The organism is Petroclostridium sp. X23, assembly GCF_030013905.1.
Lineage (GTDB): Bacteria > Bacillota > Clostridia > SK-Y3 > SK-Y3 > X23.
The window spans coordinates 4008214-4033778 of the sequence record NZ_CP124862.1 but is presented as its reverse complement, the minus strand read 5'-3'; the positions used below and the strand labels follow the sequence as shown (position 1 = coordinate 4033778).

Genomic DNA, 25565 nt, shown 5'->3' with positions numbered 1-25565 from the left:
TTCAGCATGAATAAATTACCACTACCCTTTTATGTTGCGTAGCGATATATCAACTTGCTAATGAGCATGATTACGGTCAGAATTAGTGGATTTACCATAGCTTACGTAAAAAAAGCGCACTGAACCAAGGTATACCACTAACTCCGGCAACCCAATATATCCCTTTTATTAATAATACATTTTCGAGATTACTATGGATGTCGTGTTAACTGTCATTCTAAGAATTCTTCAATGTCTATATCTAGCAGTTCCAGCACTGTTGTTACAGTTAATTGTTGGTGTTCGCTATAAAACCCATAACTGTAGGTATCTTCTTGTTCTTTCACAAAGTATGCTTTTTCTAAAGCTTCAAGCACATATTTGATGGTAGGGTTTTCAAGCTTCTTGTTATTCCAGCCAATACGTGGAAGCTCCTCTTCTGATTCATTGATACTTTTACGAATCTTGTACTGAACAATTGCACGAATCAGAAGTGAGATGTTCATGAGCATGACCAAGGCATTAATTCGCTCTGGCGTTTTTAAAAAGATTGAAGCTGCAAGTGCAGGTTCTTTCAACAGTCTAAACTGCGCCTCAACAACAGTTTGTTCTTTGTACTGACGGAGGATCTCCTTGCCATCAAATTCTGTCTCATGAATACTTGTGATCAGCACGAAGCATTCTTCTTCGTGTTTTAGTTTCTCCACAGCTGTAGCATTTTCTGCTTGTATGTGTACAGTTACACGCCAAGATATTACGATAACTGGAGGTTTAGGATTTTTTCCCGGATTACCACGTGGTCTTTTTTCTGTTTTTTCTTCCTTGAAACAGACGTCAAATAGAAAAAGACTCTTCTTGTGAGCTTTTTCAAAGCGAGCCCACTCTTCACGGGCATCCGCTTCACAAACAAATACTTTGCCCGATAATGTCAGGATATCTTTTTTAAGCTCCATACGTTGCTTCTCCAGCTTATGCTCAAAACGATCTTTTCCCGCACTACTGCGGACAACAATAAACCGGGTATCACAATTTTCAACAGCCTCCATAAACTCCTGCATTTCATAGGTACATGCGTTCTTGCCAGAACCTATCTGACCGATATCAGTCCATTGATCAAATTTATAAGCTTTCTCGATCAGTCTTCCGGCAACCTTGCCGTAAAAATTTGCAGGACACCGCGATATGAACCGTATCCTGTTGTCTGGATCGGTAAGCTGCTTGAACGTTGGCAGATTAATAAGCTTAGAGTCAGCAATATAAGTTACTTCATTCAAACAATCTCCGAATATTTGCTTTGTAAGGGCTAAGGCTTTTTGATTCCATTCAATATCGGAAGTATTTCCATCCATAGTTGAACTGGCTACGGCAATACCATGTTCATTGACAATCTTACCTACTACGGCCTGTTTGCAATGCGGAAGGTGATCCTTGTTATATCCTTTGGTGATGTTCAAAGCACCCTCCGGCGCATCGTCGCACATATATTGCCCATAAAAGGACAATGTTGTTGTATCAGAATGCAGCCGATTGAAAGCAATATGAAACACGCTGTACATAGACAAACAGATAGATGAAAACAATCCTTCAGGTTTAGCTTCACTGATTCGGTCTAATGCACGTGCGATGGAATAGTCATTTAAGTGTTCTGGCATAACCCCTTTGCCAAACAATGCTTCAGTATCATAACCGGCAAATGCCCGCTTGATCCTGTAAAGTGGGGCTCGTACCTGCATAAATGTTGCCAATATCACGGCCTTAGCTAAATTACCGGGAGACACTTTCCAATGACTTTCATCCCATTCAACACTACCATCTATGAATTCAACAAAACCAATGAGTTTTAAAAACTTGTTTGCAAGCAGTAAAGCAAAAGGAAGGATCAAAGGTTGCTCTACTTTTGCCGGATGCAGTATAGTAATTTTACGCTTTTTATTTCTTTTGTGTTTATGTGACTTCTTTGAAGCTTTTGCCATACGAATCACTCCTATAATTTTGTATATAAAAGAGATTCGCCAAAAGTTCTAAATTCCATTCAAGTTTACATAAATAATGCATGGTAATTTATTCATGCTGAATGTGAGTTCTAACTCCCATAATGTATCGGGCGGCCAGGGTCGTCCGCCCCTCCAGGAGGATGTGAAAAAGTCGAATTCAGCACTTTTCCACATCTTTCTACAGGACTGATCTTAACTGCTTTTTGCCGCTGAAAGTCCGAATAAACTGCCGATCACTCCCAAAATTGCGCTTAGAGATGTAACGAGTACAACCATACCTGACAGCAGCTGTGCAAGAGGCGGCATAGGTATGAAGGGAAGGGGGCCGGATATTTGCATATAAACATACCTTAACACGAATGTCGCTAGAGCCGCCGCCATCAGGCCTCCCCCTAAAGTTAATAATAATCCTACTATCAGAAAAGGGCATGCGATAAACGTATCCGGTGCGCCCAATAATACCAAGGTATTTATTTGCTCCTTGTTATTATGCACTCCTAACCTGATAATATGGGATATGATGACTATTGTCGAGATACCTACGGCAGCTGCGAAAAAAGCGCCTAAAAATCTCAGTGTATCCGAAATATCTTGCAAACGGTTTAGTACTTCTCTATTGTCCCTAATATACGTAATCCCCGATATAGATTCCAAATCATCTATAACTGCATCGATATCCTGTAAATGAACCTTTAGCTCGATAAAAGGACTGAATGGATTATCGTTAAAGAATTCCAAAACACGCGCTTCCTCCCCCAGAATTTCTGCCATTCTGGCGTAGGCTTCATTTGCATCAACCCTTTGCACTTCCTGTATACCTTCTACATTCTTTATCTTTCCGGTTAGCTGCGCAACATCAGTATTATCCATATTTTCATCAAAGTAGACACTAATTTGCGTCTGCCCCTGTATCACTTCAATCACCCTACTGCTTATCCACCATCCCGACATGATCATAGCAAGCATAAAGAAAATAAAACCTGTACTTAGAAGGGAAAAAATATTTGATAATAGATTCATCCTGATAATGGTTTTCGCCTCATTTGTAAAGTATCCTATGTTATAAAAAGAATCCTTCATTGTGATTTCATCCCCTCTTTTCCCATTGAATATTTCCCCTGTCCACCTCAATAAACATACCAACTTTTTTATCGTTAATTAAATGGGTTGCATGGGTGGTAATAACAACCGTTGTTTTTTTATCATTAAAGGAGGTCAAAAGTTCTAATATGTTTACCGCATTATTTACATCCAAATTACCGGTTGGCTCATCCGCTAATATCAAGGCCGGCTTTCTCGCTACCGCACGCGCTATGGCTACTCTTTGAGACTCTCCCCATGACAGGTTTTCTACCGGTGAAAGTGCCTTATGTTCCAATCCCACCTTTATCAGTGCATGATTGGCATTTTCTTTTAGCTGACGGGGAGGAATTCCTAGAAAGCGCATCCCCAGCATTACATTCTCTATAACCGTTCTCCCTTTTATCAACTTAAATTCCTGGAAAACAGGTCCGATGACCCGCCGCAGTCTTCTAATGCTGGCTGCCTGGTCTTTAGTGATGGCTTGTCCCATTACTTTTAAAAAACCTGTTGTAGGATACTCCATCCCCATCATAAGCTTTAAGAGACTGGTTTTACCCGATCCGCTGGGTCCTGTTATGTATACTATATCGCCGGATTGAATTTGCAAATCGACATTTTTTAAAGCCATTGTACCATCCGGGTACGTTAAGCAGACTTTTTTTCCCTCAATCATCTTTCGTCTCCTCTCTTTCTTGTACTAGAAAACGGGTTTAATACCAAACTCCAAGCGGTTTTCTAAAGCTTCTACCGAGTTTAATATATTTGTACCTACTAGCGGCTTAAGATTTAACACAAGTTGGCCTTCCTTGAACAACTCCTCTAACGTATCATCGTCCAATGCTACACCATAAAAACTGCCTTCTTTTACTTGAAATTCTATAATATTTCCTTGTAAAATAACAAATGAGCCTTTTAAAATAAGGTGCTTTTGGGGCAGCTTCATCTCAATTTCTCCCGGATAAAAACTGAATACCATTTGCGGAAGCTCAGCATTCGCCGCAATAATATTATTAAAGGTTTTTTCCTCGATAGACCCTTTAATACCATTGGCAGTCAGCGATATTTTTAATGCATCCGGCGGTAGATTGCCCTCTTCAATAATACGCGAAACTTCTCTTGTGATGTCTGAAAATAATGGTTTAAATTGATCCCATATGTATTGAATATTGTTTACTTGCTGCTGATAATACTCTCGTTCCTCTTCTAAAGATGCCAGATACGTTTCCTTATCTTCTTTTAGCTGTACTTTTTTTGATAAAGACTCATCTAACTGTTGTTGTTTTTCTTGCAGCAATATAAGCCTTTCCGCGAGCGTTGCTTTTTCTTGTGCAAGCCTGTCTCTACTTGCGTCCAGGGATTCCAAAAGCTCTCCGGTATTGCGGGTTAGATCCCGTAAAGCGCCTAGCCTTCTAAGAAATACAGTTAGGTTATCCGAATCTAAAATGATTTCAAGGTAAGAACCTGGTCCCCTTTTTTGGTAGCTCTTAAGAACCTGCTTCAAGATATCCCTCTGTTCTTGATATGCCGCTTCTTCATCTGCGATGGATGCTTCCACACTTTTGATTTCTTTCGCCATCCCCTCAATTTCCCGGGAGATCTCTTGTTGGGCTGCTTCCATCCTCTCTATTTCTTGTTCCAAGTCGAATAAGTATTTAATGATTTCTTTCTTCTCTTGAGAAATCCCTTCCAACTTTTTTTCCATCTCCGAAAATGAATCTGCTTGCCCTATAATCATGGTTGGATAAAGGATCATACAAGCAAAAACTGCGGTTAAAATGAAAACTATAAATAAATTACCTTTTCCGGGTTTGAACATGCGGTTCCTCCTTCCTAACACCCTTAAACAGGAAAAATCCATTGATATGATAACAATCTAATTTTAACAGAATCTTTTATAAATTAAAATCTTTTTGTAATTAGAGGAAGCATTAAAAATGATATTCTATAGAGATGAAACAACATTCATATGAGCTCTATTCTGAATGCTGCTGGATCTCATTGGACTTGCACGGATACTGCAATTTCCCAGAGCGGACGGCCAATGGCCGCCCCTACATTCTATCCACAGATTCTTTGGAGATGTATTAAAAATGATTAAATATTTTATTTAACCTTTATGGTAGCAGTATAATCATACCCCTTTGGAGGATTATCTTGCGCAGTACTATGATGTATGAATTCAATATCCTTTCCCAATTGCTTGGATGCTAACCAGAAATGACAAAACGCAATACCCATATCAATCTTGTTCATCCTTTCATACATAAGCGCTCTAATAAAGTTTGGCTTAATACAAAATGCGTCAATGGTATCCTTATTCACTACAAAATACCATGGTTGGCCATTGGTTGCAGACGGTGCTAATCTAACCGCTTCCAACTGCTCCTCCATGCCGCTGCCACTACTGATTTCAGAAAGTGTTTTTCTTTTGAATTCCTGAGTACTGTTTCTGTGTAATGGTTCCTCAGCTTTTCCGAAAGCCATCGCGATGACAAATTCCAGCGTCAATCCTTCTTTCACTGCCTTTATCGGTTTTGCCATGCCTACCCAGCAGCTTCCGATACCATTGATTGAAAGAAACAGGTCCATTTGCTGAAGCATAAAACCTACATTTGTGAGATACCCTTCTTTATTCTCCGATGATACCACAATATAATGCGGTGATTTTATCGGCAATAAATTCTTGATTTGCTCTTGTGATACAATCATCATCTCTGTTTTGATCTTACTATCAATAGGTTTTAAAACATTCGTGTACGCAGAAATCTCCGCAAGCGTATTCTCATCAAGTGGATTTAAATCATATTTTCTCACAGACTTTCTTTTAAAGATTGCTTCATATAAATTCGTTTGCTTCACTATACCAACTCCTTACTTTTTTAGATTTACTCTCTTATACAGTATTACAAGAGAACAGTACGAGATCACTGAAAAAGTCGGTTTTAGCACGCAGAAGGGCAAAACTTAGGGATTGGTCTGCTGTCAGGCCTGGTTTTTGGCCGGACTGCGGCCCTGTCCCTAAGTTTTGCCCTGACCAATGAAGCACTTTTTCAGTAGTCTCGAACCGTACTTATATCTATACTTCCTAGTATATCAAATCCGAAAATCAATATACAGATTGAAACCCTTCAATCAGCACAGCCCGTACAAAGGCTCCGTCACTTTCTTCAATCTTCACCGGTGGAGCAACCAGGAAGTACTCTCCTTCTGCAGCTTGAGATAAGTCTAAGTTTTCCAGCACCGCAATATTTCTGCCCAGTATTGCTTTGTGCACATCATCATCACCTATTGTATCGGCTTCTGTTCCGATCGTTGTAATCCCTTTTTCTACTATCGCTGTATAGACATCCTCACCAAAGCTTATATTACCCTTTACGAGCAATATTTTGCATCCATCCATTTGAAGTGAAGATACAAACTTATTGTCTGCAATACCACTGCAAGGTACAACCTTACATCTTCCGATAAAAAGTTCAAGAGGCAGCTTGTCAACAGTCATACTGCTATCCAAATAATGACTTGGACTATCTGCATGGGTACCGGTATGTACACAGGCTTTTAAGACAGACAAATTCATTTGATCATTCTTTGCACGATTATAGATTTTCTGAAGCTCGGGCTCCGGATCCCCCGGATAGACAGGCGACGTCAACACTCCCTTGCTTATATCTATCATCTTCATACCAGCATTTCCCTCCTTTAAAACAGCAGTATTTATAAAACCTTGTGAGTCGGAACGGCACAGGGGCTGTTCCCTACATAGAACACCAAATTCCATTCATACCTGATTTACAATTCGTAGGGAACGTCCCCCGTGGCGTTCCGTTGACTTGCAATATTCAATTATTTGACTCAACTTATAGCATAATGATATTTCCTATAAAGGTTCTTTATTACTTAAAAAACGAAAGCTGTCTATCCCCATATCCCATGGTATACGCTCTTATGATATCCTGCATTTTGTAAAGTACACCGAGTTTTTCACATTCCGCCTTAAACACCGTCCATAAAGCCTTTACTTTTGGTGATGTACAGCTATATGCATAACCGTATTTTTTAATATATTTATCTTTCAGTCCGGGAAAAAGCTCGTCCAACTTTTTATAGTAATGGTGCCTCTGATTTTGCCTAAGTGTTACTCCAAAGGCAGGATAAATAAATCTTGCTCCGTTCTTCCTTGCAAGACGAACAATATTTAAAATGTTCTCCTCATTATCTTCCAAAAAAGGCAGCACCGGCATAAGCAATATCCCTGTAAAAATCCCGTGATCAGATAAGTCTTTTATTGCAGAAAACCGCTTCCCCGATTCCGCTACATTGGGCTCTATTTTTCTGCAAAGATCGTCATCATATGTAGTTACAGTCATTTTCACAATAACCGGGGAATGCTGTTTAATATCTGATAAAATATCAATATCTCTGGTAATCAAGTCGCTTTTTGTGGCAATAGCAACTCCAAATGTAAAAGCATTAATAAGCTCCAATGCATGTCGTGTAAGTAATAATTCTTTCTCGAAAGGGTTATATGGATCGCTCATCGCACCGGTACCAATCACACCGGTCTTCACCTTCCGCCTCAACTCATCTCTGATGATTCGTAATGCGTCTTTTTTTGCCCTTACCCTGTCAAAATTTTCCACACGATAGCATTCACTGCGGCTGTCGCAATAAATACAGCCATGGCTGCATCCCTTATAAATGTTCATATTGTAGTCCGTACCAAACCACTGCGTACTTTTCGTTTTTGTCACTATTGTTTTTGCTTGTATATACTCCATACTATAAACTCTCTCCATCAAAAAATGTCATAAACTCCATGGCATCTAACAATAAATTACTACTAACCCTTTTTTACGCTAATTTTTATTATTCATTCTCTAAATATAGTATACTACAATTAGATGACAGCGTAACGCCATGTTCAAAAAAATATATCCATAGGCAGAATGATACCCCCATGGATATATATGTAAGATAATGATCTAAATCGCTTCAACCAAGATTTTTGATGCCTCTTCAGAACGCAGCGCAATAACAGCGCCTCGAATATGATATGCAATTGGGTCACCTGCCGGACTTTTTTGCACGGCTTCTACCTCTGTATTGGAAATCAACCCTAAATCAAGCATTCGTCTTCGAATGGTTCCATCGGAAGTTAGTGCCTTTACCTTCGCTTTTTTGCCTAAAGGTAAAAAATTAAGCGGAATAAAATTTTCATTCATAGATCTACACCTCCTGCAATTTATTATGTTTATTCTTTATTTATTCACTATCAGCGGGGAGCAAATTTTTTTCCCTACACCAACATATGTAAAATAAAATCAAAGTGTTACGCATATAAATGAAATAATTAAAAAATTTTCACTGATACAAGGAGGTAATCACAGATGGACAAAAATCGTGAATTTCACACGGTACGGGGCTACCAACTGTTGGACCAAAACCATAGGCTTCTAACACCGGCCATGGAAGATTACCTTGAGATGATTTATAGAAACATCCTTTTAGAAGGATATATGCGCGTCAATACACTTGCAGATTTATTAAATGTGCGGCCTTCTTCTGCAACGAAGATGGTTCAAAAGTTAACTCAACTCGGTCTTTTAAAATATGAAAAGTATGGAATTATTCTTCTGACAGAACAGGGTAAGAATATAGGTACATTTCTTTTAAAAAGGCATCATATTATTGAAAAGTTTTTAGAAAACATAGGAATTAGCGATAATATCCTGGTTGAAACAGAATTAATAGAGCATAATGTTAGCAAAAGTACTCTCAGGTGCATTGATATGCTCAATGAATTTTTTAATGTGCATCCACATTTGATTGATGAATTTGAATCATTTAAGCTAAAACATTCAAGTACAAATGAACTATAAAGGTATCATAACCGTCAAATAGCCAAAGCTTACCGATATAAATGATAAGCCGGCAGAAGATGTATATCATGCAATGCAAATACATCTCCTCTGCCTTATAGGTATCTGTTAAAGATTTTCCTTTAACTTCTTTAATTCCTCTAATACGCCATAATACTCCTTATCCAGTGCTATGATATCATCATTCTTTGAAGGGAGCGAAAGTTTTCCTACTATTTCCGAAAGGCGATTTTGCAATACAAAAACCCGTTTTTCAATTTCTTGCTTCTGATTATCCAAAGGCTTATTTCTTCTAGATAAATACTCCTGGTAGTTTCCCTGAAACATATTTATCTTATAATCTTCTATTGTCATAATATGATCTGCAACCGAATCCACAAATCTTCTGTCATGTGAAACAAACAATAACGTTCTGTCATAGTCTTTCAAAGCTTCCTCTATTGCCTCGAGGGAAGTTATATCCATATAATTGGTAGGCTCATCCAATATCAAAAAGTTTATATCCTGTAAGAGTATTTTTGCAAGTGAAACCTTCACCCGCTCTCCTCCACTTAACATGTTAACCTTTTTATAAATATCTTCTCTTTTAAATAATAGCCTTGCAAGTAATGTCCTTGCAAAGTTCTCAGCGCTGCCGCTAGTCTCCATAACATTTTCTATGATTGTCATATTTTCTTTTAAGATATACATATCTTGACTAAAGTATCCGATTCTCGCCCCTTGAGCAATTTTTACAGCATTATCCTGCTTCATGATCATTTTAATCAAGGTACTTTTCCCACACCCGTTAGGACCGATCAACGCTGTCTTCGTGCCATTATAAATAGTAAAATCCGCATCCCTGAATATCGTTTTGTTACTAAATACCTTGCTTATTTTCCGGCCTTCTAAAACAATTTTACTGTACAGCCGGTTTGAATCCGCAATATCCAGCTGAATACGTTCCGCTTTCTTAGGTTTTTCTTTAACCTCCAGGTGCTCTATTCGCGCTGCGATATTCTTCACTGCCCTATCAAGCGTTGCCTTAGCTTTTTGATCTCCCATTTTGTGAAGTCTTGCCTCAGAATTCCCCATCCTCTTAGGAGCCTTCTTTATCCGTCTTACCTTTTCCTTGGTATCACTAATGACTTCCTCAAGCCGCTTCTTTTCTTTCACATACTGCTGATACTCAAACTCAACCCGTTCTTTCTCTTGAATCTTTTTAGCCTGATAACCGCTATAGTTTCCATGATATATTTTTATCCTGCCATTTTCAATTTCGAGTATTTTATTGCATAGTTTATCTAAGAAACTTCTATCATGAGATATAAGAATAAGCGCCCCATTGTATTCACCAAAGCTTTGTTCCAGGAGTTCAATGCCTTCCATATCCACATTGCTGGTAGGCTCATCCGCAAATAGCATTATGCTGTTATTATCCAAGCTTTGAGCAAGCTTAAATCTGGTCTTCTCTCCTCCACTCAAATTCTCATGCCAGGCACTTGGAATTCCGAATTTGGAAGCCATCTCGCTACTTATACTTGTATTGTCAGGTGCTTCAAGTTGGGATATATACGCGTATCTGCCATGCAATTTAATCCACCCTTCATCTGCCTCCAGCTTTTGAGTCAGTATGTTGATCAAGGTCGTCTTACCTGCCCCGTTAACTCCTATAATCCCAATTCTATCTTCAGAATAAATTTTTAAATCTTCTATATCCAGTATCAATCTATCACCAAAATATTTTTTCATATTGCTGCACTCTATTAATAGCATAAAAAAACCCCTCCTTGTAACTTGGAGAGGATAGTATCAGAGCCAGTTTACACCCTGATATACCTAAAGTAAATATTCACATGAATAATAAGCACCCCTATAGGAGTACATATGAAGATTCACTGATCACATCAAGGCTATGACGCCGAGCCGGCAAGTTAATAACAGCAAAGAATACTATCCACTCACAACTTTAAATAAAATGCATCACAACAAAGCCTCATTCGAAGGCCTTACTGAATTTTCATTTAACGTAAATCGTTGAAGTGAATTACATTCTCATGTCTGCCAATACCTTACCCTTTCTTAAATAGTAATCCCATTATATAAATTATCTGCCATACTGTCAACTTAAAATCCTTTTAACTGTTGTAAGTTATAAATTAAGAGAAAATAAACAAAAAAACTGGAATAAGAAAAAGACACATAAGATCTTAGATAGACCTAATGTGTCGAAAATCAATGACCTTTTTTCTTCTCTTTCTTTTTTTGTTGCTTTTTTTGAAATTGTAATTCTTTCTCCAGCTCTTTTTGTCTCTTGGATTTACTTTTCCGTTCCAGTTTATTTGCTTCCCGCTCCAATCGAATGGCTTCTTGCGCTTTTGTGGAAATACCTCTGTTTTCAACTGCTTTTTTTATTTTACGCTGCAATCTTTTAGGATTGACCTTTGTCTCAGTTGCTTCTTTAATCGCCACCGGTCTGCTAAATTTCAGTTGATGATAATTTTTCAGTACAAATTCATAAACTTCATAGTCTTTCGGTTCAGGCCCAAAAACAATCCTACAGGTCATTAACTCTTCATTTTCCACCCGTTCAAAAACACCAATCCAAAAGGGGTCGTCAAAATAAACTGTTAACTTATTCATATTTAATTCCTCCTGTTTAATGAGCTATAAACAGAGAATGGACAACCCCAGGAGGGCAGGTTACTGACAGATAATCATCTGCATCCGGACTACCAACCGAATCGTGTTTTTATCTCTTAGCTGTTCTATTTTAACATATTTTTGCACTTAGTGCAGCCCTGTACTCATATATTGAAAATCCATTTCTCCTATTTCTTCTCTGTTAATTCTTTCTCCACTTCAAAAGATACTCCGGCTTGTTTTTGGTAAAACAGCGCAATAGCGCCACTGTCCTTCTCACCGTGCTCTTCCCTGCACATTCCGAATATCTGTTCAACAAGGCTCGCTACAAGCGTTGGTGTGCCAAGCTTTTTACCTACATCTGTAATAATATTCAAATCCTTATACATGAGTGACAGCTTAAAAGAAGGATTGTAATCATTCTCCATAAACATAGGCATCTTTGCATTAAGAATCACACTATTGGCAGTTGCATTTTTAAGAACTTGGTATAAATCTGAGGGATTGATGCCTGCTTTCACTGCCAGACACACTGCCTCAGCAATTGCTGCCATTTCCGATGCAGCTATCAAATTGTTCGCCATCTTCGCAGCAAGGCCGAGCCCGCTAGGTCCGCAATAAACAATATTCTTACCTATCACATTTAATACTTCCCTGAGTTCTTCAAATACTTCCTTATCTCCGCCTACCATAATGGCTAAAGTCCCGGCACTAGCGCCAGCAGGTCCTCCACTGATAGGAGCGTCAAAAAAATATATTCCCTTTTCTTTCAAGCGCGTTCCAAATTCTCTACTTCTGCTAAGGTCAATTGTGCTCATATCTATCACAATACAACCAGGTCTTAGTCCTTCTTCGAGCCCATTTTCTCCGAATATTACTTCTTCTACCTCTTTATCATTTGGGACAACAGTAAAGATTATATCCGCATTTTCTCCGACTTCTCTATATGTGCTGCAAATAACCGCTCCTTTTTCGGCCACTGCTTCCGCAGGCTTTCTATTGTTGTGAAATCCCACATAAAGTTGATAGCCTGCGTTAACCAGATTCATAGCTATAGGAAGCCCCATCGTTCCCAGTCCAATAAAGCCGATTTTCCTCATATCCAACCTCCTTGTTACTTTCTTAAGTTATAAATGGTATATTGCATTTTTACATTTTATCTTTGGTTTTCCTGCCACAAAATACCATATCCTACTATTATTTTAACAGCATGTACTCTTTTTTGTCAATGACCTGCTAATGTAAAGGCACTTATTGTTCCTTGCTGATTTATAGACTCACAGTGAGTTTATAATCTCTGAAATCCCCTTCGTTTTTATCCGTTTTAACGGCCTGATAACAGAAAATAGGGTTACCAGCAATGTAATCATCAATATTAAAATGATTTGATACACTGGAAATCTCCAAATTATATGAAAACTAGATAGATATTTTACTATAAATATCCTTTGCAGCATAATCCCAAAGATGCAGCCTGCAATGCACCCGGTCACCATGTAGGTTGCAGCTTCAACCAGAAGCATTCTATCTAATTGAGTACCCGACATCCCGATTGCCCTCATAACCCCTAAATATCGTATTTTTGATGCAACGCTGGTGTTCATGGTATTGATCATATTCAAGATGCTTATTAAAGCGATTACTGTCACAAAACCGTATACAAATACAGCCATTGTCAAATAGATTTGGTCCATCTCGGTATTTTTCTGACGCATATCCCTAAAAGATATCGTATCATCCACCCTACTCTTTATCGCATTCACAGCTTGCTCATCCTTTTTTTTCTTAAGCTGGATATCTACTGCTTTGAATGCAGACTCACCGGTTAGGTCAGTGAATAATGCTTCGGTTGTAATAAATGTAGTTAATGTCAGTTCTGTGCTGCTTAAAGGTACAGAACGCAATATCCCCATTACCGTTAACTCTTTTTCTCCTGCAGGGGTCTGAATGTAAACCTTATCCCCTAATTGAAAATTTGCAGTCTCTATTGAAACATTTTTTCTTAGATGCCTGGAAACCGCAATGACTCCATTCCTTTCATTCATTTTTTCCTCCGAAAGCTCACCTGCAATCAAATCTGCTTTTGCCCAATTTAATTGGTCCTTATCATAGGAAATGAGCCATGACTTCTCAGGAGGCACTAATAAACCGTTTTCTTTTACCGCAATCCCGTTTTTACTCTCTCTATATGTGTCAGACAGCCTTGACGCATCAAAAGCAGCATCAACATAGCTGAACATTCTTCCATAAGCCCTTTTGACCCCATCCATCTCTGATATCTTAGTATACAGTTCCTCTCCTATACCTTGTTCTGATATCAGCGAAATATCCGGCGTGTAGGGTTTGGTAGTTTTAATAGCAGTATGCATAAAATCGATAAATACATTAAAACCCAAGAACATGATAATACTGATTGCAATGGAGCATGACATCAAAAAAAGTGTTTTCCTCTTGATAATAGCATTGCTTATTCCCATCGCAATTTCAGCATGTAAGATTTTTGTTAGGAGCCCCTGCTTCTTTCTTCTTGGGATTCTTATCTCCCCGCTTCCGGTCACAGCATTTACAGGAGAAACCCGTGCCGCCTTTTTCGCAGGCAATAAAGATGCCGTAAATACGGTCAGAAAGCCAATCACTATACCGGCACATATTCCGGTGATACTTATACTAAACAACGGAATATCTGAAAAAATAGTATTATTGAAATACTTTAGCAGCGCAGAGCAAGCAAAGGTCATCAGCATACCTGCGAGGATTCCTAAAGGAATTGCCCTCAGCGTTATGATAAGCCCTTCCCTTTTAACAAGCTTTTTTATCTGCGCCTGTGATGCGCCGATACATCTTAAAAGCCCGAACTGCTGAACCCTCTCCATTACCGAAATATTAAAGGTATTATATATCATCACTACACCCGCGATAAGAACAATGCAAAATAAAATGCCGCCTACAACATACAAACCAACTGCGGCTTTATGCTCACTTTGCCCGATCACCGCAAGCAAATGATTATTGAGTTCTATCCTGTCACCAGCAATACCAAGTGTGTTTTTAATATCTGCCACCGCTTGATTTATTTTTACTCTTTCCTTAAATTCAACAAGATACAAACTCATTTCTTCAGACGCAATCTCATTCGTAACGGTCGAAGATAATAGCACACCCGGCACACCTGCTGCCTTCATGTTGCCTAAGTCGTTATAGATTCCGCTTACTATAAATTCTCTATCAATATTGCCCGGAAAAGAAATTTGAACACTATCATCAATATCCACATTTAAATATAGGCTTTCAGTTGCCCATTGTTCAATCATTATTTCGTTTTCTTCGATTGGAAACTTCCCTCGTATCACTTTTACATTCATATTAGGCGCAAAGGCTTCATCTATCGCTCCGAGCTTACATTGAATCCCGTTGATATTTGCATCTTCAAACGCTTTCCAACTCCCTGAATTCTTAACATCAATGCGGTTCTTGATAAATGTCCTTTCTTTATCCGATGCATCTTTAACAGCAAGATGAAAATTCCCGTAATCATGAATCACTTGCAGCTTTTCAAACCGCATGAAAACATCCAGCATTGAAAAAATACCGGTAATAAGAGCAACCGATATAGCCACACTGATGATGGTCAGCCGGGCTTTCTTTTTGTGCATGAATAAATATTTAGTGACAAACGCTAAATAGTTTTTCATTTACCTGCCCCCCCGAGTTCCGTGACTATTCCGTCTTCTACATGAAAGACCCTGTCTGCCAAAGAAGCATAATTCTCGTTATGTGTAATCATAATGAGTGTCTGTTCATATCTGTCCACAGATAATTTCATCAGGTCGATGATATCTCTACTATTTTTACTGTCAAGGTTTCCTGTCGGTTCGTCGGCCAGAATGATTGCAGGTTTGGTTGCAAGGGCTCGTCCAATCGCCACCCGTTGCTGCTGTCCTCCCGAGAGTTGACTGGGCAGATGATGTTTTCTTTCCATCAATCCCAATGTATGAAGCAATTCATCGATATAATCCTTATCCGGTCTTTTATAATCCAGCAGTAATGGCAAAATCATATTTTCCTCAACATTTAGCTCCGGCACTAGATTGTATGCCTGAAAAACAAATCCTATATTACGCCTGCGGAAAACCGCCAACGCCTCCTCTTTCATGGAAAAAACATCTCGACCATCTACAAAAACCTTACCGGATGTCGGAACATCCAGTGCTCCAAGCAAATTAAGAAGTGTACTTTTCCCTGAACCCGACGGGCCGACAATAGAAACAAATTCTCCTTTTGAAACGGAAAAAGACGCGTCCTTTAACGCTTCCACTTTCGTTTCACCTTTCCCGTAAGTTTTTGATAGACTTTCCGTTTTTAATATCTCCATATTTCCCACCTCAGTTATATTATTCTATCCGTTCATTTCAGAACAAATATAGAATAACCTCCAAACCTTACTCTCATATGAATTTAATCTTACAATTTTGTAAGCTTGGGCAGATGAATCGCAAACTTTGTTCCTTTTCCCATTATGCTTTCTACAGATATAAATCCATCGTGCATTTCAATGATTGCTTTTACTAAAGTAAGTCCTATACCGGTTCCTTGCTTATCCTGCGAGAATTTACTTCTGTAGAATCTCTTGAAAATGTGATTGATATCATCGGAGTGAATACCTTGCCCATTATCTTCAACAGTTATTTTTATCAGTAACGGTGTTTCTTCAACCAAAACCCTTATATGGTTCCCTCCAACAGTATGCTCCAAAGCGTTTTTAAACAGATTGCTTAAAGCTTCAAACATCCATTCCTTATCGCAGAGATATGATATCTTCCCGTCTGATTTCACGTCAAAGGTTTTTTGCTCTTTTAATAACCGGATTTCGAAACTTTCAGCCACACGTTCTACAATATCATTTAAAACATGACTGCTTTTGTTGAGCTCAATCATTCCCGCGTCCAATTTCGCCAATTTCAAAAGATTCGCTATCAGGATTTGCATACGTTCCAGCTCATTTTCGCTTTTACTCAAAAATCTTGCGATCACTTCATTATCCGTATTCTCATTGTTCATGATTTCGTTATACATCGCAAGGGCGGACAAAGGTGTTTTAAGCTGATGAGATATATTCGCTATAATATCCTTTAAAAAGACTCTGCTTTGTTTTTCTTTTTGAATATGTGTATATAGGGACCCTGTCACCATATTGATGGATGAGGCCAATTTTGACAGACTTCCTTCTTCATGATCATCAAGTTTTGTTGTGAACTCTCCATTCATGATCTTATTGACATCGTCATTATACCGGTCTATTCTTCTGTAATGGTGTTTTAGAAATAAATAGACAACCATCAAAATGGCAATGCTAAGCAGTATGGAAAATGTGAGACTTATTGCTCTATTGATCATATAAAACTTATTCACCTGTGGGATTAAATATAGTTGTATGTTATTTTTATATCCCGATTGCTCAAGCAGGGCTTTGCCTTTTTTAAGGTGGTGGGATAGTTTATTTGCTGTGAATGCCGCTTGTATTTCTAATTCCATTGCCGGATACTTTTGGCTCAAATATCCCGCAAGTTGATAATCATGCATCACCATCTCATTCTTAAAATGAACAGCATTGATGTATACACTGATTTGAACAAGTATCATCCCAACAAACAAGACCAACGTCAATAATGCTAAAATTTTTCTAACTTCTTTATTTACTAGTAAACTCATAGCAAACCCCTTATACAATATTCCATTTATATCCCATTCCTCTAATTGTTACTAAAAATCCAGGGCACTTTGGATCATCTTCAATTTTTTCACGCAGCCTGCTGACGTAAACAGCTAAAGTATTATCATCAATAAAGCTTTCACGGCAATCCCATAACTTCTGGATGATCTGCTCCTTTGATAGTATGACTCTTGGATTTTGCATAAATAGACATAGCAATCTGTATTCGGCGGACGTAAGGTCTATATCTTTTCCGTTTTTTATTACTCGGCCTTCTAAAAGTTTTATGGTAATGCCGTTTGAATTCAATACCGCGGCTTGCTGCTTTGCCAAATCCGAACGTCTCAATGCAGCGTTTATCCTTGATATCAGTTCATTTAGTTTAAAAGGCTTTGTTATATAATCATCTCCTCCCAGATCCAAACCCATAACAATATTTACTTCTTCATCGGAGGCTGTCAGGAAAATGATCGGGATATCGGATGTTTGCCTGACTGTTTTACATATGTCAAAGCCGCTGCCATCCGGAAGCATTAAATCTAAAATAATTAAAGTATATTCACTTTGATTTAAATATTCTTTGGCTTGCTTTAATGTTCTTGCAATAGTTACATCAAATCCATGCTTGGAAAGGGAAAATTTCAAGCCTTCAATCAAGCTTAAATCATCTTCCACTAATAATATCTTTCTCATATTTTCCTCCGCTAAGTGTATTTGATCCCTTCATAACAATAATTTTTAACTATACTTACGTTAATAAACCTGTATTGTCTAATAAACGAATCTTCTTCTTGTAAAATTTTTTCTCTCCCCTAATTTTTCTTCTATCTAACTGTAACAAGTGTAAATCATGGTGCATATCTTAATTATTAGTTGTAGCAAATAAAGTTTCTTGCGACTAATGTATGAAATACGCCAATAAATTATTTTTCAAAAAGGAGGTTATATAGATGGGTTTAACAAACCAGTCTACAGGTACAGGCGCATTAAAAGAGATGTTTGAAGTAGAATTGGAATCACCGGATGATATTGTCATTGCACTGGCAGGCAATCCCAATACAGGGAAAAGTACAGTATTTAACAGTCTTACAGGTCTTAACCAACACACGGGAAACTGGCCCGGCAAGACGGTTACTAACGCACAGGGAAAATATATACATAAAAACAAAAGATATATCTTAGTCGATTTACCCGGCACTTATTCTTTGCTGGCTAATTCTGCGGAAGAACAAGCCGCCAGAGATTTTATCTGCTTTGGTAATCCTCATGCAACGGTCGTTGTAGCTGATGCTACCTGCTTAGAAAGAAATCTTAATTTAGTACTTCAAATCATGGAGATCACTGATAAAGTAGTGGTATGTGTCAATCTTTTGGATGAAGCCAAGAGAAAAAGGATTCATATTGACCTGAAAAAACTTTCCGAACTTCTAGGGGTACCTGTAGTAGGCGCCACGGCAAGAAGCGGTGAAGGATTAGAAGAATTAAAAAATACGGTAGAAAAAGTTGCCCGTGGAGAAATCAAAACCAATCCTCAAAAAATTAATTATGACGAAGTGCTTGAAAAATCTATCAAAGAAGTGCAGCCGTACATTGATGCCCTGGTAGGTGATGAAATTAACGGCAAATGGGCATCCCTTCGTCTGATTGATGGAGATGATGACTTATTAAAATCACTCAATATCCATCTCGATTTTGATTTGTCTAAGGATGAAGTGTTGAACAAAAAGCTAAATGCTGCCCATGCTGATTTAAAAGATGAAAACATCGCATTAGCCGACCTAAGAGATCGTATTGTTTCTAATATTGTCAGTACTGCTGAAAGTATTAGTAAAGAGGTTGTCACACTAGAGAATAAAACCCATCAAGAACTGGACCGTAAGATTGATCGTGTGCTAACTTCAAGAGTCTTTGGTATTCCACTGATGGTCGCCCTGTTAGGCGTTATTTTTTGGCTTACCATCGAAGGCGCAAATGTTCCATCCTCCATGTTAGCGAGTGGTTTCTTCTGGATTGAAGAGCAATTAACAGTATTTTTTCACAGGCTTGGTACACCCGAGTGGGTACATGGTATTCTTGTATTGGGTATGTATCGTACTTTAGCGTGGGTTGTCTCGGTAATGCTTCCGCCAATGGCAATTTTCTTCCCATTATTTACGTTGTTAGAAGACTTAGGTTATCTTCCTCGTGTAGCCTTTAACCTGGACCATTATTTCAAGAAGGCTTGTGCCCACGGAAAACAGGCACTAACCATGTGTATGGGATTCGGCTGCAATGCTGCCGGCATAGTTGCCTGCAGGATCATTGACTCCCCAAGAGAACGACTGATTGCCACCATCACTAATAATTTCGTACCCTGCAACGGACGATTCCCTACTTTAATCGCTCTGGCTACCATCTTTATCGCCAACGCTGCCGGTGCTTTCAGTTCTTTTGCGGCTACCTTATCCATATTAGCAGCAATTGTTTTAGGTGTTATGATTACGCTCTTTATATCCAAACTGTTATCTAAAACAATTCTAAAAGGATTGCCCTCTTCCTTTACTTTGGAATTGCCACCTTATCGAAAGCCACAAATAGGAAGAATCATTGTTCGTTCTATCTTGGACCGTACCTTATTCGTGCTCGGCCGTGCGGTTGCCGTTGCTGCCCCAGCCGGCTTGGTCATCTGGTTCATGGCTAATATTACCGTCGGAGATGTAAGCTTACTGACGCATTGTGCTCAGTTTTTAAATCCTTTCGCTAAGCTTCTGGGAATGGACGGATATATCATGATGGCCTTTGTATTAGGTATGCCGGCCAATGAAATTGTAATTCCTATTTTGATCATGAGTTATATGGCTAAAGGGTCTATGCTAGAGTTAGATAGTTTGGACGAAATGAGACGGTTGTTTGTTGATAATAGCTGGACTTGGCTCACAGCAGTTTGTATGATGTTATTCTCATTAAACCATTGGCCTTGCGGTACTACTCTTTGGACCATCCGTAAAGAAACACAGAGTTGGAAATGGACTTGGATATCATTCTTAGTACCAACCGTTACAGGTATTATAATATGCTTTGTCGTCGCCCAGGGTGCAAGACTGCTTGGTCTGGTATAGAGTAATATAAAAATCCCTTGACTGTATTCAAGGGATTTTTATATTTAAATTTTATTTAAATAAGTCTATACTTGAGCACCAAAAATTGCAACATATTGATTATCTAAAGCAAACCTGGAATTTTTCCATTTTAAGATATTCTGTATGTACCCTAAAGAATCAGCGTTATATCTTCCTGCTATCTTTTGATATGCCAGCAGCTCATACACTCCATTCGAATCAAAATCCACAGGATACAAACCGCTTATAGGATTCACAAATCCGGTAATAGGTTCCTTCAACTTTCCATTCTTATCATATATTTCATTTAAGTACTCGGCGCTTCTAGTGGATATGTCTATAATATATTTTTGATTATTGCTCTTACTCACAACTTCAACCTTGTATTGATCCTTGTAAGTCACAGTGTATTGATACTGCTCATTATATACGTTAAAATCAAATAACAATCGTGCCATATTATGAAGGAACGAATAGATGTAATAATACATCATTCCTCCACTCCCTCCTGAAGCAATCCCAATTAAAATATCATCCACACCATCTCCGGTAAAGTCACCTAAAAATAGTGTAGGATTATACCCTGCATTTTCCCTAAGGGGTATGGTTGTAGATATGCCTGTTCTGCCATCCCGTATTACAAGCGTGATATTTTGAACAAATGGACTCTCGGGCGTCTTAACACCTGTCAAATACACATTATCAGGTATTCCGTCACCGGTTACATCACCTCTTGCATAAGCTACAATATTAGAATATCCCATATTCATATTAAAATGATACATTACAGCTCCCTCCATATGTTTAACTATTTTAACTATTGATTGATATTATCATATGAACGAAGCAGTATTTTTGCCACTTTAGTAATTAATTTATACCTGCACAGCTTAAGATGAAAAAATCCCTACATATATCTCAATCTAGTGAATTTTTTTTTCCGATGTTTTGATGCGCAGAATATGAACTGTAACGCCGACAGCTATTATCAACAACAAAATTCTTATAATCAGGTTTAAACCTGCAAGAATAACTGAATATCCTATTGCCAGCCATAACATAGTTATGGATAAAACCTTGCCTCTGAGCGGTATGCCCTTACCTTCCCGGTAGTTTTTTATAAACCGTCCTAACATCTTATTATTAATAAGTTTGTTGTAGAATTTATCCGAGCTTTTCGAATAACACGCAGCCGCTAATAAGAGAAACGGTGTTGTAGGTAGTAAAGGCAGAAAAATTCCCAGAACCCCTAAACCTAACGAAATACTCCCTACTAAGATTAATATAGTTTTAGTAAATCTGTTCATCATCCACCTCATGCATTACATTCATGAGGATGCCGACGCAAACATACGGTAATAAACTCGTCTTATCGCACTTTAAAAGCACCCTCTATTGCATTTATTCTACAATAAAGGGTGCTCTTTTTCAATGTCCCTTTCTACAGTTTAGTTCGTATCCATTGGGGCCATTCCTCTCTGAGGCCGATTTTGATCTCCGCCAAATCCTCCACCACCGTTGGGTCCTCCCGGCTGAGCGCTTTTTGCGGTTGTTACTCCCGCTTCTGACAGCCATGTGACAACATTTGATATCGTAAAGTCTACGATCTTTGTCCCACCTTCATATTTCCCATCAGTATAAAGACCATCAGCTCCACTTCCCGTGGATGTTCCTCCGGTGTAAAGTGTATAGGTCATATCCTTTTTTAGCTCCGGCGAGCTAATCACTAAAGATTGATAATTCTTTTCAGGCGAAAACGTCACGATGGTATTACCGTTACTGTCTTCCAGATGAGCAACAGTACCTGCCGGCTGTGTCTGTGAATAATTCATAATGATTGAATACTGAGACGATTGGTCAGAAGGTGCCTGTGCCATTCCTGCACTCCCGGCAGCAACCAGTAATCCACCACTCATTTCAAATGTTCCGTCATAATCCAGGGCACCATTCCCATTAGTTGTTGGACCATTTACAATCACTGTGCCGTCAGTCATATAAATTGAGCCATTTGCGTCCAGGCCATCCCCCGACGCATCAACTACAATATATCCGCCATTTATATTAAGCTTGTAGTTTCCTGAAGCACTAAAATTATTTTGTCCGTGACGTCCTTGTAAGGATGATCCATCATTACCTCCCGCAACATTGATACCATCATCGCTGGCAGTAACATGAATTTCTCCATCTGAAACCGTTATAACCGCGCTCTCTATGCCTTCATAGCTTTTTGTAATATTAATTTTCCCACCTTTTATGATGATAGACGAATCTGCATGAATTCCATCGTCACCGGAAGCAATGAAAATGTCACCGCCTATTATGGTAACGCTGTTGTTGCTGTGTATCGCGTCATCAGAAGAATCAATGTTGAAGTTACCTCCGCCGATAACAATTTCTGCAGCAGCCTTAATGGCTTTTGCACTTTCTGATTCCGTTTCATCAGTAGTTGTGATTGTATTATTGCTTGCGTCTCCCCATGGTTTTTGTCTGTTACCGCTAATTTTCTTGCTGCTATTTCCACTGCCACCACCGGAAGAAATCGTAAATGTGCCATCAGTGATAAGCACTGATGTCTCCGCTTGTATTCCGTCACTACCTGCTTTTATGTCGAAAGTTCCTGCTTCAACGGCTATGAATCCTTTGGAAGTATCCGTATCATTGGTAGATTTGATTCCATCTCCAACGGCTTCAATAATTATATTCCCCTCTTTAATTGCCACCATATCCCGGCCCATTAATCCGTCATCCGCTGAATATATTTGAATATTTCCTCCGACGACTTTCAAATCATCTTTGCTTGTAATCCCATTATTATAATTCCCTCGAACAATTAATTTTCCGGTTCCGTTTATAATAAGATCATCTTTACTAAAGATTGCTGCATTTGGTTCATCGGTAGAAGCATCAGAAAAAACATATTCTTCTCCATCGGATATTACATTCTCTGTCCCATCTTGTAAAGTGATAATGGTTTTTCCTGCATTTTTCACATAAATCGGAGCATTGTCAAAACAATTTATTTCTGCTCCATTTAACACCAATCTAACGATCCCCTTATCTTCTTCATCAATAACGATTTGACCGTTATCCAAGATTCCGCTGATTACATATATCCCTGCTTTTGTGATTGTAATTTTACCGTCCTTCATTTCTGCCCCTAAACCTGTTAAGTTAGCATCCGTCCCCTTTAACTCGATATAATTTGGATTTTGATTTTCCCAATCAACATAATATTCGTCATTATCATAGGTGACCAGCTCACTTATAACGCTACTGATCTCTTTGTCACCAGCAACACTTAAGTTCGATTGTTCGGCTGCATTCGATTGAGGATCAGTATTTTTCGGTGTTGTAGATTTGTTAGTACAAGAATATAAAAGTGTTGTGCATAAAAGCACTGCCAATAATTTAAAATATTTCGATTTTCTGTTCATAATAAATCTCTCCTTTTTGACTATTTACGTCATTAAACATTTGAGCATAGAATGCTTAAGTCATTGCTTAAACTAAGTTTGTTTTTGATTTTCATGTGTTCATTTTACAATTTAAATCTTAAACAAACCTTAAATGATTAGAGAAATTTATTAGTTTTTTCTTATAAATATATACGCTCCGATTATCCTCACTTATATTCGACTAAAATGCTATAGAGGCTCTATATGAGCTATCGTACTTAGTGTTCATTATAATTCTCCACATCACTCTTCTTGTTCATCCTTCTTGTATATAATCGGTAAGCAGTCAGTAACGCGCCTACTGTGCATATAACGGCTGCAGTGATATAGACATACCTCATCCCATAGATAAACGCTTCTTCTTGTCCTTGTACGTAGTCCACAACATCATATCCGAGTTTATGGCTCATCCGATTATACAGCAGCGTAGTTGCCAGGGTTATTCCAAAAACCATTCCTAGATTTCTTACTAAAGCATTGACACTGCCTGCGATCCCAAGCTTATTTGGAGGGACTGTAGACATAACCAGAGAATTATTTGGAGATTGAAACAATCCATTCCCCAATGACATTATCGCTATGAAAACAATCATAGTTAGCAAATCGGAATGCTCATTGAGAGTGGACATAAGAAATAGTCCCACACTGGTGAGCAGCAAACCTAAAAATGTCAGAAACTCCGATCCGATTTTATCGGATAGATGACCGCTGATAGGAGCTACTACCGATAAAATCAGCGGAAAGGTCATCATAATCAACCCTGTAACTGCTGGAGAAAGTCTCATAACATTTTGAAGATAAAACGGCTGAATAATATTTGAACAAAAGATAGCGACAAATGAAATAAAACCGCAAAAAATACTCAGAGAAAACAATCTATTCTTAAAAATCTCCAGCTTCAAAAGCGGTACAGGCACCCTTTTTTCCACCATAATAAATATCACCATGGCTACTGCCGCAATCATAAGACCCGTGATAATCATGGGGTGCACATATCCTATATCTTCTCCTATAATTAATGAGCCGAATAGCGTTATCATCACGATGATGATTAAAAATGCTCCCGTAATATCAAATTTCTCCGATGTATTATCATCACTTGAAGGAAGCACTTTTGCTCCCATCAATAATGTAAATAGTCCAATAGGCAAATTGATTAAAAAGATATACTTCCAACTTAGGACGCTTACGATAAAACCACCTAAAGGCGGCCCAACCAATGATCCTAACGCTACAAATGTTCCAGAAATCCCCAAAGCCCGTCCTCTTTCATTTTTGGGAAATACCTGGGTTATAATTCCTTGATTTGTAGCCATAGCACCGGCTGCGCCGATAGCCTGAACAACTCTGGAAATCACTAAAACGGAAAACGAATTTGAAATCCCGCACATTAATGAACCTAATGTAAACAAGACGATTCCAAACTTAAATATTTTCGTTTTTCCCTTTATATCTCCCAACTTGCCAAATATCAAAATTGTTGTAACAATCGCTATCAAATATGAGGTGACCACCCACGAAATCGCTTCTGTGGTCACCCCTAGCTTTTCAGCCATTATTGGCAGCGCCACATTTACGATACTGCCATCCAGGCAGGCCATAAATGTCATCAGTACAACATTAATTAAAATAAGCATTCTATTCTTATATATTTTTTCGTTCATTTACCTCATCCTTTATCCTTTTCTTACTTATATATACGTCACACTAAGTATATTACATACTCGTTCAAAAATGTAACACGG

21 protein-coding genes are annotated in these 25565 nt (G+C 38.5%); 2 read left to right on the top strand and 19 right to left on the bottom strand.

Annotated features, from left to right (window positions below):
- Positions 1 to 212: 212 nt before the first annotated feature.
- The 8 genes from QKW49_RS18950 to QKW49_RS18915 all read right to left on the bottom strand — a co-directional run bounded on the left by QKW49_RS18950 (position 213) and on the right by QKW49_RS18915 (position 8278).
- Positions 213 to 1952 carry an IS1634 family transposase gene (locus QKW49_RS18950; RefSeq protein ID WP_282863996.1) on the bottom strand — a complete coding sequence of 580 codons (1740 nt, stop codon included), beginning with the start codon at positions 1950 to 1952 and terminating at the stop codon, positions 213 to 215.
- Between the two features lie 213 nt (positions 1953 to 2165).
- Positions 2166 to 3053 (bottom strand): permease-like cell division protein FtsX, encoded by an 888-nt coding sequence (locus tag QKW49_RS18945; RefSeq protein ID WP_282864206.1) that lies wholly within the window; start codon positions 3051 to 3053, stop codon positions 2166 to 2168.
- A gap of 7 nt (positions 3054 to 3060) precedes the next feature.
- Positions 3061 to 3729, bottom strand: coding sequence for an ATP-binding cassette domain-containing protein (locus QKW49_RS18940; protein WP_282864205.1), 669 nt, complete (start codon positions 3727 to 3729; stop codon positions 3061 to 3063).
- 24 nt (positions 3730 to 3753) lie between these two features.
- Complete coding sequence (locus QKW49_RS18935) at positions 3754 to 4872, bottom strand: hypothetical protein (protein ID WP_282864204.1); 1119 nt, start codon at positions 4870 to 4872, stop codon at positions 3754 to 3756.
- Between the two features lie 287 nt (positions 4873 to 5159).
- Complete coding sequence (locus QKW49_RS18930; protein ID WP_282864203.1) at positions 5160 to 5915, bottom strand: nitroreductase family protein; 756 nt, start codon at positions 5913 to 5915, stop codon at positions 5160 to 5162.
- 247 nt (positions 5916 to 6162) lie between these two features.
- Positions 6163 to 6738, bottom strand: coding sequence for a cyclase family protein (locus QKW49_RS18925; RefSeq protein ID WP_282864202.1), 576 nt, complete (start codon positions 6736 to 6738; stop codon positions 6163 to 6165).
- A gap of 211 nt (positions 6739 to 6949) precedes the next feature.
- A complete protein-coding gene (locus QKW49_RS18920) occupies positions 6950 to 7834 on the bottom strand; it encodes a radical SAM protein (protein ID WP_282864201.1) in 885 nt (294 codons plus the stop codon).
- Between the two features lie 204 nt (positions 7835 to 8038).
- Complete coding sequence (locus QKW49_RS18915; RefSeq protein ID WP_282864200.1) at positions 8039 to 8278, bottom strand: FeoA family protein; 240 nt, start codon at positions 8276 to 8278, stop codon at positions 8039 to 8041.
- A gap of 165 nt (positions 8279 to 8443) precedes the next feature.
- On the opposite strand from QKW49_RS18915, the gene QKW49_RS18910 reads away from it, so the two are divergent.
- Entirely contained in the window at positions 8444 to 8935 is a 492-nt protein-coding gene (locus tag QKW49_RS18910) for an iron dependent repressor, metal binding and dimerization domain protein (RefSeq protein ID WP_282864199.1), read from the top strand.
- Between the two features lie 108 nt (positions 8936 to 9043).
- Here the strand turns inward: QKW49_RS18910 and abc-f are convergent, their stop codons facing one another.
- From abc-f to QKW49_RS18875, 7 genes are all read right to left on the bottom strand, one after another.
- A complete protein-coding gene (gene abc-f / locus QKW49_RS18905; protein WP_282864198.1) occupies positions 9044 to 10690 on the bottom strand; it encodes a ribosomal protection-like ABC-F family protein in 1647 nt (548 codons plus the stop codon).
- A gap of 459 nt (positions 10691 to 11149) precedes the next feature.
- On the bottom strand, positions 11150 to 11557 hold the full coding sequence (locus QKW49_RS18900) for a YjdF family protein (RefSeq protein WP_282864197.1): 408 nt from the start codon (positions 11555 to 11557) through the stop codon (positions 11150 to 11152).
- Positions 11558 to 11745: 188 nt separating this feature from the next.
- Complete coding sequence (locus QKW49_RS18895) at positions 11746 to 12657, bottom strand: NAD(P)-dependent oxidoreductase (RefSeq protein ID WP_282864196.1); 912 nt, start codon at positions 12655 to 12657, stop codon at positions 11746 to 11748.
- A gap of 177 nt (positions 12658 to 12834) precedes the next feature.
- Entirely contained in the window at positions 12835 to 15249 is a 2415-nt protein-coding gene (locus tag QKW49_RS18890; protein WP_282864195.1) for an ABC transporter permease, read from the bottom strand.
- Entirely contained in the window at positions 15246 to 15929 is a 684-nt protein-coding gene (locus tag QKW49_RS18885; protein ID WP_282864194.1) for an ABC transporter ATP-binding protein, read from the bottom strand. The genes QKW49_RS18890 and QKW49_RS18885 overlap by 4 nt, the downstream gene beginning before the upstream one ends.
- A gap of 89 nt (positions 15930 to 16018) precedes the next feature.
- Positions 16019 to 17266, bottom strand: coding sequence for a HAMP domain-containing sensor histidine kinase (locus QKW49_RS18880; protein ID WP_282864193.1), 1248 nt, complete (start codon positions 17264 to 17266; stop codon positions 16019 to 16021).
- Between the two features lie 10 nt (positions 17267 to 17276).
- A complete protein-coding gene (locus tag QKW49_RS18875; protein WP_282864192.1) occupies positions 17277 to 17960 on the bottom strand; it encodes a response regulator transcription factor in 684 nt (227 codons plus the stop codon).
- Between the two features lie 257 nt (positions 17961 to 18217).
- Between QKW49_RS18875 and feoB the strand changes: the two genes are divergently transcribed.
- Positions 18218 to 20365 carry a ferrous iron transport protein B gene (gene feoB / locus QKW49_RS18870; protein ID WP_282864191.1) on the top strand — a complete coding sequence of 716 codons (2148 nt, stop codon included), beginning with the start codon at positions 18218 to 18220 and terminating at the stop codon, positions 20363 to 20365.
- A gap of 65 nt (positions 20366 to 20430) precedes the next feature.
- Here feoB and QKW49_RS18865 read toward each other — a convergent pair whose 3' ends face one another.
- The 4 genes from QKW49_RS18865 to QKW49_RS18850 all read right to left on the bottom strand — a co-directional run bounded on the left by QKW49_RS18865 (position 20431) and on the right by QKW49_RS18850 (position 25484).
- On the bottom strand, positions 20431 to 21150 hold the full coding sequence (locus tag QKW49_RS18865) for a VCBS repeat-containing protein (RefSeq protein ID WP_282864190.1): 720 nt from the start codon (positions 21148 to 21150) through the stop codon (positions 20431 to 20433).
- Between the two features lie 138 nt (positions 21151 to 21288).
- Positions 21289 to 21672: a YbaN family protein gene (locus tag QKW49_RS18860; RefSeq protein ID WP_282864189.1), complete on the bottom strand. Its 384-nt coding sequence runs from the start codon at positions 21670 to 21672 to the stop codon at positions 21289 to 21291.
- A 141-nt stretch (positions 21673 to 21813) separates the two neighbouring features.
- Positions 21814 to 23799 carry a carbohydrate-binding domain-containing protein gene (locus tag QKW49_RS18855; RefSeq protein ID WP_282864188.1) on the bottom strand — a complete coding sequence of 662 codons (1986 nt, stop codon included), beginning with the start codon at positions 23797 to 23799 and terminating at the stop codon, positions 21814 to 21816.
- A gap of 239 nt (positions 23800 to 24038) precedes the next feature.
- Complete coding sequence (locus tag QKW49_RS18850; protein WP_282864187.1) at positions 24039 to 25484, bottom strand: MFS transporter; 1446 nt, start codon at positions 25482 to 25484, stop codon at positions 24039 to 24041.
- Positions 25485 to 25565: the final 81 nt, after the last annotated feature.